This is a genomic window from Neptunomonas sp. ABH4_499 (assembly GCF_056160565.1).
Genome location: NZ_JBSWXK010000008.1, coordinates 25,315 through 40,061, shown reverse-complemented (window position 1 = coordinate 40,061; position 14,747 = coordinate 25,315). Strand labels below are relative to the sequence as shown.

Below are 14,747 nucleotides of genomic sequence, written 5' to 3'. Positions count from 1 at the left end.
TTACCCCTTTGCAACGCTATCCAGATGTGCATTCTCGATGCGAGCAACTTCGTCAGGCTGAACGTAGTAGTCCACGTCAGTGTCGTAAGCACGAACAACCAGTGCTACAACAGTACCGACTAAGCTTGCAGCCGCCAGCCACCAGATGTGCCAGATTGCAGCGAAACCAAATACGGTCAGCAGAGCACCCATGATCACGCCTGCAGAAGTGTTCTTCGGCATGTGGATTGGCTCGTAAGATGCTTGACGCTGGTACGCTTCACCGCGCTCTTTCATGTCAGTAAAGGTGTCGATGTCACGGATTACTGGCATTTTAGCGAAGTTGTAGAACTGAGGTGGAGACGCAGTAGACCACTCAAGAGTATGGCCATTCCAAGGGTCACCAGTAGTATCAGCCAACTCATCGCGCTTCATGAAGCTTACGAACAGCTGGATGAACTGACACAGGATACCTACCAGAATCACGATTGCACCCGCCATAGCGATGTACAGCCAGATGTTCCAGTCTGGGTTATCCGTGTGGTTGATACGACGAGTCATACCTAGGAAGCCCAGCACGTAAAGTGGCATGAACGCTAGGAAGAAACCGATCTGCCAGCACCAGAAAGACGCTTTGCCCCATTTTGGATCCAACTTGAAGCCCATTGCTTTCGGGAACCAGAACACGAAACCAGCCAAGTAACCAAATACCGCACCACCGATGATGGTGTTGTGAAAGTGAGCGATCAAGAACAAGCTGTTGTGCAGTACAAAGTCAGCACCAGGAACAGCCAGCAGAACGCCTGTCATACCACCGATAGAGAAGGTCACCATGAAGCCCAGAGTCCAGTACATAGGAACTTCCAGACGCAGACGGCCACGGTACAGAGTGAACAACCAGTTGAACAGTTTTACACCCGTTGGTACCGCGATGATCATGGTCATGATACCGAAGAAGGCGTTTACGCTTGCGCCTGAGCCCATCGTAAAGAAGTGGTGCAACCATACGATGAAACCAAGGATCGCAATCGAGCCTGAGGCATAAACCATCGACTTGTAGCCGAATAGACGCTTACCTGTGAAGGTCGATACGATCTCCGAGAAGATACCAAACGCTGGCAATACCAGGATGTATACTTCAGGGTGACCCCACGCCCAGAACAGGTTGATGTACATCATCGCGTTACCACCACCATCGTTCGTGAAGAAGTGGAAGTCTAAGTAACGGTCAAGTGTCAGCATGGCCAGAGCCGCTGTCAGGATTGGGAACGACGCAACGATCAGGATGTTGGCCCAAGTACATGTCCAAGTGAAGATTGGCATCTGCATCAGTTTCATGCCAGGGGCACGCATTTTGATAACCGTTACCAAGAAGTTCACACCGGTCAATGTGGTACCAATACCTGATATCTGGAGAGCCCAGATATAGTAGTCAACACCAACCCCTGGACTGAACTCAAGACCTGACAATGGCGGATACGCCACCCAGCCAGTCTTCGCGAACTCACCTACACCCAGAGACAGGTTGATAAGAACCGCACCAGACACAGCTAGCCAGAAGCTTAAGTTGTTCAGGAATGGGAATGCCACGTCACGAGCACCAATCTGCAGAGGCAGAATGATGTTCATCAGACCGATCATAAATGGCATCGCCATAAAGATGATCATGATCACACCGTGAGCGGTGAAGATCTGGTCGTAGTGATCCGGTGGCAAGTAACCTTCAGCACCGTTGGTCGCAAGGGCCAACTGGCTACGCATCATCAGGGCGTCCGCGAAACCACGGATCAGCATGACGAATGCAAGGATGATGTACATGATACCAAGGCGTTTGTGGTCTACGGACGTGATCCAGTCATGCCACAAAACACCCCATTTTTTGTATTTGGTGATCAGGCCTGCTAATACCAGACCCAAGACAGCGACAACCGAGAGCGTGACCACAATGATCGGCTCGTGCAGCGGCACCGCGTCGAGTGTTAATTTACCAAACATAGTGATTACTCCTGAGTCGCAGGCTGATGTTCAGAACTTTCTACCCGCGATGGACGATTAGTATCGCCTTCTACCGCATTATCCGGCTTCTCGTAGTAGTCGACTGCGCCGTGATCCTTCATGTACTGCATAATAATGTCGTAGAACATGTCAGATTTAACCTGGCCGTAGTACTCAACCGGATGGAACTCAGTCGGTTCTTTCAGCTCTTCGTAGGTTTCAGTGTTCAGCGCTTTTGGAGACTGCTTAACTTTAGCCACCCACGCTTCGAACTCGGCATCTGTTTCAGTTGCTGTCGCTTTGAACTTCATGCCAGAGAAACCTTCGCCACTGTAGTTCGCAGAGAAGCCGTCAAAGACGCCCGCTTCGTTTGCGATCAAGTGAAGCTTCGTTTCCATGCCCGCCATTGAGTAGATTTGGCTACCCAACTGAGGAATGAAGAAAGAGTTCATTGTCGTTTGAGCTGTGATGCGGAACTCGATAGGTACATCTTTCGGGAACGCCAGCTCGTTTACGGTTGCGATACCTTGCTCTGGGTAGATGAACAACCACTTCCAGTTCAGAGAAACCACTTCAACCGTGATTGGGTCACGATCGTGATCCAGCGGCTTGTAAGGGTCCAATGAGTGAGTAGTTACCCAAGTTTTCCAGCCCAAAACAATGATGATCAGGATTGGGATACCCCAAACGATGGCTTCAATCTTAGTAGAGTGAGCCCATTTAGGGTCATAGATCTCATGGTCGCGACCTTCACGGTATTTCCAAGCGAAATACAGAGTCATCACGATCACGGGAATAACGACAAGCAGCATGATCAGAGTCGCAAAAATGATTAATTGCTTCTCTTCAACACCGACCTGTCCTTTTGGATCTAAGACGCCACCCTTACAGCCCGAAAGTAGGACCAAAGAGAACGCCAGAACGACGGAGCTAATGATACGAGTTAACAAAGGTTTTATCCTCTAACCCAGGTTTTTCAGTAGAAGTTACCCCAAAGGAGATAACCGCATGATTCCGGCAAAGCCGGCTATCGGTTCAGAAGTCATATAGCCCTCATCACCCTTTGCTGAAGTCAGCAATAGCGGGAGCTAAAGATGAAAAGGATTAGACGACTTCCTTAAGCCGAATAAGGTGGAGCGCGGCTTCCGTGCGCCGCTGAAATCGTTTCCTGAAACGCTTTTAGCGGAGCAGGTAACCAACGTTCCTGAATAATGTTGACGATGCTTGCTTGTGGCTGATCTTCTTTAGTCAGCAAGAACCAACGGCACAACAAGAAAACGTTGAGAAGGAATACGATGAGGCAAGAAAAGAAGAGACCTAGATCTTCAATGAACTTAACAACCAACCCAGTCGGCTCATGCAAAACACCACAAAGATGAAACACATAGTAAGTTAAAAGAAGCAGTGTGGTGAAAAAACCGATATTGTGAGCACGCATAAGACGCGAGCGGCATAAAACCCGCCCGAAGACCATATCTGAGTTGATTAGGGTCGTCTTAGTATCCAGCATAGTTCCGGTTCATGCCTATATCAGGGAGATCTAATAAACCTGATACAGATCAATAGTTATTAATCGCGCCAACATTAACAGATTTTTGGAACCTTACAAGCCCAAAAACGTAATACCCCTTTATTCTACGCGACAACCTTTCGATTTTCAGCCCCTACTATTAGCCAATGTCATCCTATTGCAACTTAAGTATGAGCATAGCTGCAATCTGCCCGAATACCATTAATTGCGGCTTTTCAACTCAGCGTTGATGGAAAAATAGGACAGGCTTCTATTTAATAGCATCGACACAGCGCACAAGCGTGTACCTTATATAAGTAGTTACCGAGTTATCAGCAAGAGTGATCATCATGTTGAAATGGCTAGACATCAAGCGCTTTGCAACGCAAGGCAACCCGGAGCCTGACCATCGAGTTATCAAAACCGAAGAAGAATGGCGCAATGAACTGAGCCCAGAGGCCTACTACGTGCTTCGCGAGCAAGGCACAGAACGCGCCTTTAGCTCGGAGATGTGCAGTGTGTTTGAGCCGGGTCTTTACGAGTGCGCAGGTTGCCATACCCTACTGTTTGATTCGAACGAAAAGTTTGAATCAGGGTCCGGTTGGCCATCGTTTGTTCAGCCCTATCGCCCAAATGCTGTGGCTTATCACAAAGATGAATCTCATGGCATGGTTCGAATCGAAGCGACCTGCAATACCTGCGGCGGTCACTTAGGCCATGTGTTCCCCGATGGGCCAGCCCCAAGTGGTTTACGTTACTGCATCAATGCTGCAGCGATGGTGAAAGCAGCACGGGTTGAAGATAAAGCTACTTTTGGCGGGGGCTGCTTTTGGTGCACTGAAGCCATCTTCCAGAACGTTGAAGGTGTCATCAGAATCGAAAGTGGTTACAGCGCAGGTCAAGTGCGAAACCCTACTTATCGGGAGGTCTGTACAGGAACAACAGGCCACGCCGAAGTTGTACAGATCACTTATAACCCAGCCAAAATCAGCTACAGCGATCTTTTGCGTTTACACCTGCAGAGTCATGATCCGACGACCTTAAATCAGCAAGGGGCCGATCGCGGCACTCAATACCGCAGCATCATTCTGACGCATAACGATCAACAAGCCAGCGAAGCCAAAGCGGTTATTGAAGAGATGCAGCCAACGTTTGATCAGAAAATCGTTACAGAAGTGGCTGAATTTGATGCGTTCTACAAAGCGGAAATTGAGCATCAAAACTACTTTAATGACCACCCTGATGCGGGGTATTGCCAAGTAGTAATAGCGCCGAAAGTGCAAAAATTTAAAGACGCCTTCAAAGAGCGCTTAAAGCAATAAGCCGATGTGGCTTAGCACGTAAGGTTCAGTGTAAAACGGGGCTTTGGTAATGACGTTGATGAAGGCTGACATTAAGGTGGTGCTGAACAAAAGTGCCATGGCAGTCTTCATCCGCGACAACATGCGTAAGCTCTTTAACTTCAGGAACAGGCTGCTCGGCTAACAGTGCTTGGGTATACAGGATCACCCGGTCGGCTTCCTCTTCTCGTTGCATGTGATGCAGCACATTGGATGAGAAAATCGCAGACAAGCACAGCATGGTATTCACCATCGTCTCATCATCAAGGCGCTTAATAAGAATGGTTGCCAAGTCAAACGCCCCACCCATTAACGGTAACGCTTGCTGCCAATCTCTGTGGAAATAATGAGATTCCGCCTGCTCCATCCACTGAAACCAGGTTTTGATTAAAGTTTGCTCATCTTGCTCTTCGATAGAATGACGATGATGTGCACATAAAAATCCCATACGTTCCTCCGCCCATGACGTTAAATCAATGTGTGCGAAGCCATGGTATCCAGCCATGGCCGATGACGAATAAAGCCGGACCCACAACCCTCTAAAACATCACTCGCACACGGAGAAACTATACACAATTGAGAATCATTTGCAAATAGAAACTATTAGCAAAAACTAACTCGCCTGCTGCAATCCAAGCAGACGACGCTCCCATTCAAGCTTAGAGATGGGGTACGAAAGGTAATACCCTTGCGCATAACCACACTCTATCACTTTTAAGCATTCGAGCTGGGCATGGGTTTCCACACCCTCGGCCACCACATCCATGCCTAACTCATCCGCAATGGACAGTACCGATCTCACAATCGCCATATCGGTGTTACCATCATCGATATCAATGATAAAACTGCGATCCAACTTAAGGGTGTCCGCCGGTAAGTGCTTAAGAGAAGACAGAGAAGAATACCCCGTTCCAAAATCATCAATCGACACTTTGAAACCTAACGTTTTGATCTGCTCGATCGATTCACGGCAGCGATCCAGATTGGTCATCATGTCCCGCTCTGTAATTTCGAGCGTGATGTGGTGCGCAAGACTAGGATTACTTTCGATGATCTCACTAAGTTCGGCTTTAAGCCCTTGGGAGAAGAACTTCCTACCCGAGAAATTGACCGAGAACGTCAGCCCTTCAAATGCGATGCCCATTTTTTGCCACTGACACATCTCTTTAAAGACACGCGCCAATACCCAGTTATCCAAATCGACAATAAGCCCTGTCTGTTCGGCGATCCCTAAGAAGGCCCCTGGGGAGAGCAGACCAAGCTCCGGGTTGTCCCAACGGATCAAAGCTTCGGCCCCAATCACCTTGCCAGTGTTAAGCTCAAATTGAGGCTGATAGACCAGCAAAAACTCGTCGTTTTCCAACGCACGACGGATGCCTGCGCTTTTGTATATCAGGTCATGCGCTTCGTGGGTCATGGAATCTTTATAGATACAATACTGATCCCGACCTTGGCGTTTAGCGTGATACATGGCGGTATCGGCATTACGAATCAAGGTCGCAGGGTCAATACCGTGATCAGGATAACGACACACGCCGATGCTGCTGGTCACAAAAATCGGCTCACCTGCAATAATGAAAGGTTTGCGAAGGATCTCGTTGATCGATCTGGCCAAATTGGCCGCCCCTTGAAGATCAGGCACCCCGTCACCGATCACCATAAACTCATCACCACCTAAACGGGCTACTTTGCCCTTGGCACCGATCAATGATTTAAGGCGCTCTGATACACCACGCAGCAACTCGTCTCCAGCATCATGACCCAGAGAGTCATTGATGTTTTTAAATTGATCAACATCTAGGTACAGCATGGTAAACGGGCTGTCTTGGTCGCTGTCACTGATCACTTTGTCCAGCGCCTGCTGAACAAATAATCGATTCCCCATCCCGGTCAGAGGGTCATGATGGGCAAGGTAGTTAAATTTCGATTTCTCGTTATTCAGCTCAATGTAGGTTTGCTCTAGGCGAGACGCCATCTTGTTGAAGGCGGATTCGATCGTTCCCCACTCGTCTTGACGCTTCAGATTCACCCGCTGATTAAACTCGCTGGATTCTAGCTGCTTGAAGCCCTCGGTCAGCGCATTCAGCGGTTCGCGGATGTGTCGGCGGACCATGTGAATGACCAAGATAATGCCCACCACAATCGCAAATAAGCCAACCGCTACGACCTTGATACGCATGTTGGACAAATCCTCACCAAGCCGCCCTTTAAGAGACACGGCGCTGTCGTGCACATTGGCTTCGGTCCGTTCTACGTAAGAAATCAACTCGTTTTGGGAACCCACCAAAGCATTCATCACCAACCATCGCTGATCCAAGTTGGCACGCATTTTTCTAAGGGCCGCGGTGTAGCGTGCCAAAGTACGGCTTAGGGCTTTTTTAGCCGCTAAAATCTCAGGGTTAAAAGCTTCCAAGTTAGTGAGGTGCATGCGGAAGATATCCAGCTCTTTCAAGACCTGAATAATGACGACGGTTTCCGTGTCCGGGGTAATACGACTGCGCACCGACCCAACCATTTTACCGGTACTGAGATAGGTTTCACGCAGCATGTTCATCAAATCCACATGATCACCGATCTGCAAGTCGTTGTCTTTTAAGATCTTTTCAACCGTGTAGGCTGCGACTAAGTAATCCAGTTGGTCTATCTGGGATTCTAAACGGGCATCAATTTGGGTGATCTCTTGAAGAATACGGTTCAGGGTTAACGAATTACCCAAAAAACGATGGAAGTCCTGTATAAAGAGATCCATCTGCACCACAAACTGCTCATCATCCGAGAGTGCACGTACTCTTTGCAATTGCTCATCGATGTTAAAGCCCTCTTCCGATAACACCGACTCGTTATACAGGAACGTCTGCTCAAGCAAGCGCACACGGGAGGACAGATCAAAGATCTCTCGGCTTACCACCGAGTTGACCGTGAGTGAGTCGATGTGCTCGATCGACTCTTGTTCAAGGATCTGCTCGACCGACAGTAAAGATTGGATAACCAAACTGACCCCTACACCAAAGATGGTCAACAGAACCAGAACCGTGCCCGCTAAACGAGCACTTAAATTAAGCACTCGCGATTTCATTTCCAAATCTCCAGATACGCATCACGATAGCCGTTTTTTGGCTCATAGACGCCGCTGTAGCGATCAATTTCGCCCATGTTGGAATCGGTAATCAGATGTACCGCCGGATTAAAACCACTAGAAGGCAAGCCATGAAAGGCGCGATTAAACTCATCTATGATCTGCCACCCCTGTAAGAATAAAGGCTCTGGCACGGTTGCACGCTGAAACTTACCTTGTTCGATTCGCTTATAAGCCGCCATGCTGCCATCCCCAGCCGAAATACTGTGGGGAAGCTGACTCTCAGTAAGTCCTGATGCCTGAAGGGATGGCGTCGCGTAATCGATGTAGAGATCATTAATAACAAGAAAGTGTGTGATACCCTCCGGGAATTCATTCAAAAGACGCCCAACCACATCGGGCATCAAGTCGGATGTTTTATCCAGTGAGACATGTTCAATAGACAGCAGTTTGCAGCCAGAACAATCTGAGATCTGTTCCGCCATGCTATTGGCCTTTAGCATCGCGATGCTGTAATTGGGGTCAGTAAAGATAACCACTCGAGCCGTGCGGTCGGATTCAACAATGGCTAACTGGGCTGCAATTTCACCCACCGATTTCGCATCGGTCGTAATGTTGGTGAAAAGCCCCAACTCTTTATCACCCGCAGGGTCATTGGTCGAGTGCCACCCAATGACTTTAATGCCCAGTTGCTTTGCCGCCTGCAAAGTTTCCTTATGGCGGTACGCATCAATCCCGCCCAGTACAATACCATCAGGTCTAAAGCTAATGGCACGATTTAAAGCAGCGGCTTGGCGCGTTTCAGAACCACCGCCATCAAGTAAGCGCAGATTCCAATCCAGATGAGTAACGGCCTCGGTCATTCCTTTGGCAACACCGTTCACACCGCCGTTACGTAAATCCGAGGCGATGTAGATGATGTTCATCCCAGAAGCCGCTTTGGGTCCTGTGGTAGGCCCCCTCCAAACCGGGTCGACGCGAATGGCTCTCTCAACCGCTTCTTTAGCTCGCTCAAAAGTCAGTTGGGCTTGAGCATTTTTACTCTGCAGTAAAAAAAGAAATACACACAGAGAAAGCAAGGGAGCATAAAAATAGTGTCTCAATTTAGTCACAATATTATTAAATTATCTTTCCAAATAAAAACGCATAATCCCTTATCTGGCTGTCTCCATAGGTTTGGACTACACTTCGCCCAATGAATAGTAGACATTATAGGAAAGAATAATGCCGTTATTGAAAAAGTGTGTCTTTTTTTTTGGCGCACTGATCACGTTTCATGCAGTAGGCGCAACCACTCCAGATGCCACCGCCCAAACGGACGCGAATAATAGTGACTACTGGCAGCCGGAACAGGTAAACGACCCTGCCACCGTTTCGTCGTTTCAAAACACCGTCAGCAGCGAAGCCGCACCGTCCGATTTAACCTTGCATGCTCCGGTTAAAATCGCCCTGATCTATCCAAGTGCAGACGTATCTGACTTTTGGATACGAAACTTTAAAGCCATGACCGGCCGTTTAAAGGATTTAAATATCCCGTTTGAAGTTGAAGAGTTTAGCTCTAAGCAGATCGAGCACTCACTTCAGACCCGTTACACGGATGAAGTGCTTGAGCGCGCCGATCAATTCGACTTTGTTGTTTTTGGCCCATCGGAGCTCCAAGTACAGGCTGAAAATATTCAACGCCTTTCGGCATCGGATCAATTTGAAACCTATATTTGGGCTTTTCACACACCGATGAAAAGCTGGGCGCACCGCCCTGATGCTTGGTTTGATTTTTCGAGCTCCGTCGGTGCGAAAGCGCTGTGCGAATTTATGACCAAACGCCTTGGCGAAGACGTGTTCTTTGCCATGAACCGAGGGATACCTGGTATTACCGACGATCAACGCTCTGGCGAGTTCAACCAGTGTGTCCAAGAAAACGCGTACTGGATAAATCTGTATGAACACTTTGGCCAATACCAACCCCGCGGTGGACGTGACGGCGTCGAGCTTATCTTGAAGAACTTCCCCGAGGTTCAGGTGCTGCACAACGCCAACACCGCGATGACCATAGGGGCCATCGAATACCTTGAAGAGACCGGCCAAACCGACAAGCTTTATGTGACCGGTTGGGGGGGGACTGCGATTGAAACTCAGAAAATCAAAGAAGGCTCGCTCAATGCTACGCCAATGAGGATGAGTGATGATGTCGGCGTCGCAACCGCCGAAGCCATTAAATACACCTTGTTAAAACGCGAAGCCGAAATTCCTCAGGTTTACCTTGGTCGCATCCGCGTTATTGATGATCAATTAAGCGACGATCAAATTGATGCACTCACCCGAGAGGCCTTCCGCTACTCTGGCATCGAATAACAAAAGGCTCCTTAGGGAGCCTTTATCACCATCACGATAGCGGATTAAAGCGAAACGTGTTGTTTGATTTTAGCCAGCAGTTTTGGCCCCATCCCTTTGACTTTAAGGAGACGGTCAATCGACGCAAACGGACGCTCTTCTACGATCTGTTTTGCCAGCTTTTTAGAAAGGCCTTTTACCGCCTCAACCTCTTTTAATGAAGCCGTGTTCAAATTCACAACAGCCACTGCAACCTTTTTAGGCGCAGGTTTTGCTGGGGCTTTAACAACGGGCACTTTTGCTTGTGCCGTTTTTTTAGGCGGCTCAGCTTTGTTTTTTACAGCCTCTTTAGCGGGCATCGTACGCGCAGCAGGAACCTCTTTTTCTGGACGAGAGAAGTCCACTTCAATGACCTTCTGCCCATCGGGTTTGACCATGCTTCGCTCATCGACAGATTCCGCCACCACGAAGGGAAGCGGGAAGTTCACATAATCGAGCGTATCGAATGCCGTTCCGTTCCACTCACGCAGCATGGCACACAAGGTCCACTCCCCTGCTGCAGGTTCCGCAAAGCACAGATCATAATGACACGCTTCTAAGTAGCAATTATCCGAAAGCTGACCAATTTGAGTGCCCGCAAGTGGCGTACCCGAGAAGAAACCGCCTTGATACGCTTCAGGTAGCGCCCAAAGCTCAATCGATAAAGTACCGCTGATCGCCGCCTGCTGGCGATTGTTTTCAATGCGATCAAACGTGAGATGCACGCGATCACCGTCGATTCGGTAACCTACGTTTTGCATACGGATGAGTGGCAGAGACTGCAGTGTGTATTGCGCTTTCTGTGGTGAGGTCATGACAAAATCCCTGTTATTATTTAGCGCATCTAGTGTAGGACGGCGATTGTTAAAAACCTATTGCAATGAGTTCATCAAACATTAGGGTTTATAACTATCGATCTACCAAAGCTTTCGACCTGACTTACCTCTAATCCTTTGATTTTAAGCTCATTAAATAGACACGCCTTGATGAGCGTAAAATACGCAATGCTCACCATGCCTAAGCAACGTACAAATAGACTCCAAATAGAAACAAATATACGCACCATTGAATGAATTCCGCTCAACTGGCTACTCAGCACTCAAAAACGAACAAAGCCAATATGATTCAGATCAAAGTTGCAATAAAATCAACAATCAAATAAAAAAACAGAACAGTCTTTGGGGAAGGCGAATATAAAAAGCGAGCAAAAAAAAGCCGGGTTAAAAATACCCGGCAAGGAGCTCTATCGGAAAGGTAAAACTTACTTTCAATGAGTAAGACGGTCTATTTCAGTAAAAGTTCACTTAAGTGTAAATTTTAATGAAATTTCTGTATCCAGTAATTTCGATATAGGACAGTTGTCCTTAGCTTGGTTCGCAATCTTACTAAATTCTTCTTCACTGATGGACGGCACATCGGCTTCTAGCGTGAGCTCTGACTTCGATACTTTGAAGCCGTCACCCTCTCTGTCCAGAGTGATCGCACACGTGGTTGAAAGCTTACCATCCTTATAACCCTCACCTTCTAAGGCGAAGGAAAGCGCCATCGTAAAACACGAGGCATGTGCCGCACCGATCAGCTCTTCTGGGTTAGTACCCGGCTTATCTTCGAAGCGGGTATTAAAGCCATAAGGCTGGTTATCTAAAGCACTGGACTGTGTAGAAACATATCCTTTGCCTGACTTACCTAAACCTTCGTACTGTGCTGAACCGGTTTTAATAATACTCATAAAATTCTCATTCATCGTTAGCGAAACATAATAATTCTGTTTCAAAAAAAGAGATTAAGTTCATTATTTAACCTCATAAATATATTTAATAACGCATAAAAATAATTAATAGTAAATGCGTTACCAGAAAGCATTTGTGCAACAATCAACCAATCGCAGCACCCAGCCTTAGAATTTCGGCGCTTTGACGATCAAAACTGATATAGTGACTGACATCTGCTTTGGGGAATCTCTGGATATGCCATTTGGCCTAAAATGCACTGCCTCGCTCTTCGTTGTTTGCCTTTCTCTATTTGGGACACCAATGGCTTTTGCTCAACAGGCCACCATTGCCGTTGCTGCTAATTTTTCAGCCACGGCCAAGGCCCTTAAAGCGGCTTTTGAAGCACAGTCTGACCACAGCCTTACTCTGAGTTTTTCATCCACCGGCAAGCTCTATACACAGATCATCCACGGAGCCCCCTTTGATGCTTTTTTCTCGGCTGATGCGGCTCGCGCCGAGCAACTGACAACCGCCACTCAAGCCCCCAAAGAAAGCCTCATCATCTACGCAAAAGGACAATTAGCGCTGTACAGTACCGTCATGCCCGTTGGTGAACAGGCTTTAAAGCAGTTGAGCATCAACCCCATCGGTCTAGCCAACCCAAAGCTGGCCCCCTACGGCTTTGCCGCACAGCAAGTGTTAGAGGCCTTATCACTATGGCCTCACTACTCAAAGACCAGAGTGCTCGGGGACAGCGTCACCCAAGCGTTTCAGATGGCCGATACCGGAGCCGTACAAGCGGGCTTTGTTGCGCGGTCTCAAGTGATGGATAAACCGAAAGATCAGATCTGGGTTGTGCCTTCTCATTTGTACGACCCCATCATTCAAAAAGCACTGATCACAGAACGGGGTAAAGACAACCAAGCGGCGAAAGCGTTTTTGGACTTTGTTCAAAGCCCTGAAGGTCGGGCCATCATTGAACGCTCGGGCTATGACACTCAGCTATAGGATTTTGATGTGCTTGATACGGTTTTACTGACCTTACACCTTGCTACGCTGACCACCGTAATTCTGTTAATCATTGGGATTCCACTCGGGGCTTGGCTGGCTTTTAACCACCGCTGGTACAAAGAGATCATCAATACCTTGGTCGCCCTCCCTCTTGTACTCCCCCCTACCGTGTTGGGCTTTTATCTATTGATCCTGTTATCCCCCACATCAGGCGTTGGGCACTTTTTACTGGAGCACTTTGACCTGCGTTTGGTGTTTACCTTCGAGGGCCTTGTGTTGGGCTCGGTGATCTATTCGCTCCCCTTTGTTGTGCAGCCTATCAAAAATGCGTTCGAGTCGATGGGTGCAGCACCGCTTGAGATGGCCGCAACGCTTGGGGCCAGCAAACTGGATCGCTTTATGACCGTTGGAGTTCCGCTCGCCAGAGCCGGCATTTTAACCGGCGCGGTTCTCGGGTTTGCCCATACTTTGGGGGAGTTTGGTCTTGTTATAATGATTGGCGGTAATATTCCAAATGAAACCCGCGTGCTCTCTATGACGATTTATGATCATGTTGAGGCACTTGAGTGGGAGCAGGCACACAGACTTTCATTAGGCATGTTGATCGGGGCGTTTGTATTGATTCTGACGATGAACCTCATCGACCGTAAGCTTAGGTGGCAAAAATGACCACACTGTCACTGAACTTGGATGTTCAATACCCCTCTTTTCATTTAAAAGCCGATTGCACCGTGTCTGATCAGGGCATCACAGGGCTTTACGGGCCTTCGGGTTCTGGTAAAAGCAGCTTATTGCGGGCCATTGCAGGACTTACTCCAAGCCAAGGGACGATCACCCTAGGAGACACGGACTGGCAAAACGATCACCTCACGACGCCTACACACAAGCGGCGGATCGGTTATGTGGCTCAAACACCGCAACTGTTTGCTCATTTGAACGTCGAGCAAAACCTCCTTTATGGCGTTAAGCGCTCTGGTAAAGCCCCCAAAGTCATTCACGAGCTCACAGAACTGATGGGGGTTCAGCATCTACTGAAACGCAGCACCTTGGGGTTATCTGGGGGTGAAACTCAACGCATTGCCATTGCACGAGCCTTGGCCACCAGCCCGGATGTGCTATTAATGGACGAGCCGTTATCCGCCTTAGACACACAGAACAAAGCTGAAATACTCCCCTTTCTAGAGCGTCTTCAAAGTACGCTGAACATCCCAACCTTATATGTCACACACGACATCAGTGAGTTAGAACGACTGGCAACAGACATCATAGTGATCGAGAAAGGCCAGATTGTTATTCAACAGCCGTTGACCGAAGTACTGATGGATACGCGCCTCCCCTTTGCACAGCGAAGTGACGCGGTTGCGCTATTAGAGGGCACCGTAACGCAATTAGATGACGCCTACAACGCAAGTTACGTGCAGGTGGGCGATGCGTCTTTTTATCTACCTTGTTTACTTGAAATAGGCCAGGTTGTTCGGCTGCGCATCCATTCGCGTGATGTCAGCTTATCGTTAACCCGCCCAGACAATACCAGTGTGCAAAACTGCTTACCGGTCACCGTAAACAAGGTCATCGGCACCGATGCATCATCCATCAATCTTAAGCTGACACTTGGCAAGTGTGGGACAACTCAACAGATGCACATCTTAGCGAGTGTGACACAACGTGCGGTTAACCAGTTGAATATTAAGGAAGGTTCCCACCTGTGGGCGATGTTAAAAGGCGTCTCACTGGTGTAAAACGCCATCATTGGG

Annotated in this window: 13 protein-coding genes; 5 read left to right on the top strand and 8 right to left on the bottom strand. The window is 48.2% G+C overall.

The genetic code is table 11. The annotated features are described in order from the left end of the window. From cyoB to ACXAF9_RS09895, 3 genes are all read right to left on the bottom strand, one after another. A complete protein-coding gene (cyoB, locus tag ACXAF9_RS09905) occupies positions 1–1,974 on the bottom strand; it encodes a cytochrome o ubiquinol oxidase subunit I (protein WP_475073506.1) in 1,974 nt (657 codons plus the stop codon). A gap of 5 nt (positions 1,975–1,979) precedes the next feature. After that, complete coding sequence (cyoA, locus tag ACXAF9_RS09900; protein ID WP_475073504.1) at positions 1,980–2,924, bottom strand: ubiquinol oxidase subunit II; 945 nt, start codon at positions 2,922–2,924, stop codon at positions 1,980–1,982. Between the two features lie 167 nt (positions 2,925–3,091). Continuing rightward, positions 3,092–3,484, bottom strand: a complete 393-nt coding sequence (locus ACXAF9_RS09895) for a hypothetical protein (RefSeq protein WP_475073500.1) — start codon at positions 3,482–3,484, stop codon at positions 3,092–3,094. A 350-nt stretch (positions 3,485–3,834) separates the two neighbouring features. On the opposite strand from ACXAF9_RS09895, the gene msrA reads away from it, so the two are divergent. Next, the gene (gene msrA / locus ACXAF9_RS09890; RefSeq protein ID WP_475073498.1) at positions 3,835–4,806 is read left to right on the top strand and encodes a peptide-methionine (S)-S-oxide reductase MsrA; all 972 of its coding nucleotides are present in this window, start codon (positions 3,835–3,837) and stop codon (positions 4,804–4,806) included. A 25-nt stretch (positions 4,807–4,831) separates the two neighbouring features. On the opposite strand, the gene ACXAF9_RS09885 is transcribed toward msrA, so the two are convergent. From ACXAF9_RS09885 to ACXAF9_RS09875, 3 genes are all read right to left on the bottom strand, one after another. Further along, positions 4,832–5,272 carry a hypothetical protein gene (locus ACXAF9_RS09885; protein ID WP_475073496.1) on the bottom strand — a complete coding sequence of 147 codons (441 nt, stop codon included), beginning with the start codon at positions 5,270–5,272 and terminating at the stop codon, positions 4,832–4,834. Positions 5,273–5,437: 165 nt separating this feature from the next. Beyond that, positions 5,438–7,900, bottom strand: a complete 2,463-nt coding sequence (locus tag ACXAF9_RS09880; RefSeq protein ID WP_475073494.1) for a putative bifunctional diguanylate cyclase/phosphodiesterase — start codon at positions 7,898–7,900, stop codon at positions 5,438–5,440. Next, a complete protein-coding gene (locus tag ACXAF9_RS09875) occupies positions 7,897–8,826 on the bottom strand; it encodes a substrate-binding domain-containing protein (RefSeq protein ID WP_475073492.1) in 930 nt (309 codons plus the stop codon). Before ACXAF9_RS09875 ends, ACXAF9_RS09880 begins: the two co-directional genes overlap by 4 nt. Before the next feature lie 298 nt (positions 8,827–9,124). Here ACXAF9_RS09875 and ACXAF9_RS09870 point away from each other — a divergent pair, with 298 nt between their 5' ends. Further along, entirely contained in the window at positions 9,125–10,252 is a 1,128-nt protein-coding gene (locus ACXAF9_RS09870) for a substrate-binding domain-containing protein (protein ID WP_475073490.1), read from the top strand. A 44-nt stretch (positions 10,253–10,296) separates the two neighbouring features. On the opposite strand, the gene ACXAF9_RS09865 is transcribed toward ACXAF9_RS09870, so the two are convergent. Together ACXAF9_RS09865 and ACXAF9_RS09860 are read right to left on the bottom strand one after the other, a co-directional pair. Beyond that, positions 10,297–11,085 carry a ComEA family DNA-binding protein gene (locus tag ACXAF9_RS09865; protein WP_475073488.1) on the bottom strand — a complete coding sequence of 263 codons (789 nt, stop codon included), beginning with the start codon at positions 11,083–11,085 and terminating at the stop codon, positions 10,297–10,299. A 485-nt stretch (positions 11,086–11,570) separates the two neighbouring features. Continuing rightward, positions 11,571–11,999, bottom strand: a complete 429-nt coding sequence (locus ACXAF9_RS09860; protein WP_475073486.1) for an OsmC family protein — start codon at positions 11,997–11,999, stop codon at positions 11,571–11,573. 304 nt (positions 12,000–12,303) lie between these two features. Here ACXAF9_RS09860 and modA point away from each other — a divergent pair, with 304 nt between their 5' ends. The 3 genes from modA to modC are packed head-to-tail and all read left to right on the top strand — an operon-like array spanning position 12,304 to position 14,732. After that, complete coding sequence (gene modA, locus ACXAF9_RS09855) at positions 12,304–12,990, top strand: molybdate ABC transporter substrate-binding protein (protein ID WP_475073483.1); 687 nt, start codon at positions 12,304–12,306, stop codon at positions 12,988–12,990. Between the two features lie 9 nt (positions 12,991–12,999). Then, positions 13,000–13,662, top strand: a complete 663-nt coding sequence (gene modB / locus ACXAF9_RS09850) for a molybdate ABC transporter permease subunit (RefSeq protein ID WP_475073481.1) — start codon at positions 13,000–13,002, stop codon at positions 13,660–13,662. Continuing rightward, entirely contained in the window at positions 13,659–14,732 is a 1,074-nt protein-coding gene (modC, locus tag ACXAF9_RS09845; RefSeq protein WP_475073479.1) for a molybdenum ABC transporter ATP-binding protein, read from the top strand. The genes modB and modC overlap by 4 nt, the downstream gene beginning before the upstream one ends. Positions 14,733–14,747 lie beyond the last annotated feature (15 nt).

What these genes read in the sequence shown, in the direction of transcription:
- ACXAF9_RS09885 (WP_475073496.1), bottom strand. Translation starts at nt 5,272, where the DNA reads ATGGGATTTTTATGTGCACATCATCGTCATTCTATCGAAGAGCAAGAT.
- ACXAF9_RS09895 (WP_475073500.1), bottom strand. Translation starts at nt 3,484, where the DNA reads ATGCTGGATACTAAGACGACCCTAATCAACTCAGATATGGTCTTCGGG.
- ACXAF9_RS09860 (WP_475073486.1), bottom strand. Translation starts at nt 11,999, where the DNA reads ATGAGTATTATTAAAACCGGTTCAGCACAGTACGAAGGTTTAGGTAAG.
- modC (WP_475073479.1), top strand. Translation starts at nt 13,659, where the DNA reads ATGACCACACTGTCACTGAACTTGGATGTTCAATACCCCTCTTTTCAT.
- ACXAF9_RS09865 (WP_475073488.1), bottom strand. Translation starts at nt 11,085, where the DNA reads ATGACCTCACCACAGAAAGCGCAATACACACTGCAGTCTCTGCCACTC.
- modA (WP_475073483.1), top strand. Translation starts at nt 12,304, where the DNA reads ATGGCTTTTGCTCAACAGGCCACCATTGCCGTTGCTGCTAATTTTTCA.
- cyoB (WP_475073506.1), bottom strand. Translation starts at nt 1,974, where the DNA reads ATGTTTGGTAAATTAACACTCGACGCGGTGCCGCTGCACGAGCCGATC.
- msrA (WP_475073498.1), top strand. Translation starts at nt 3,835, where the DNA reads ATGTTGAAATGGCTAGACATCAAGCGCTTTGCAACGCAAGGCAACCCG.
- ACXAF9_RS09870 (WP_475073490.1), top strand. Translation starts at nt 9,125, where the DNA reads ATGCCGTTATTGAAAAAGTGTGTCTTTTTTTTTGGCGCACTGATCACG.
- ACXAF9_RS09880 (WP_475073494.1), bottom strand. Translation starts at nt 7,900, where the DNA reads ATGAAATCGCGAGTGCTTAATTTAAGTGCTCGTTTAGCGGGCACGGTT.
- ACXAF9_RS09875 (WP_475073492.1), bottom strand. Translation starts at nt 8,826, where the DNA reads ATGAACATCATCTACATCGCCTCGGATTTACGTAACGGCGGTGTGAAC.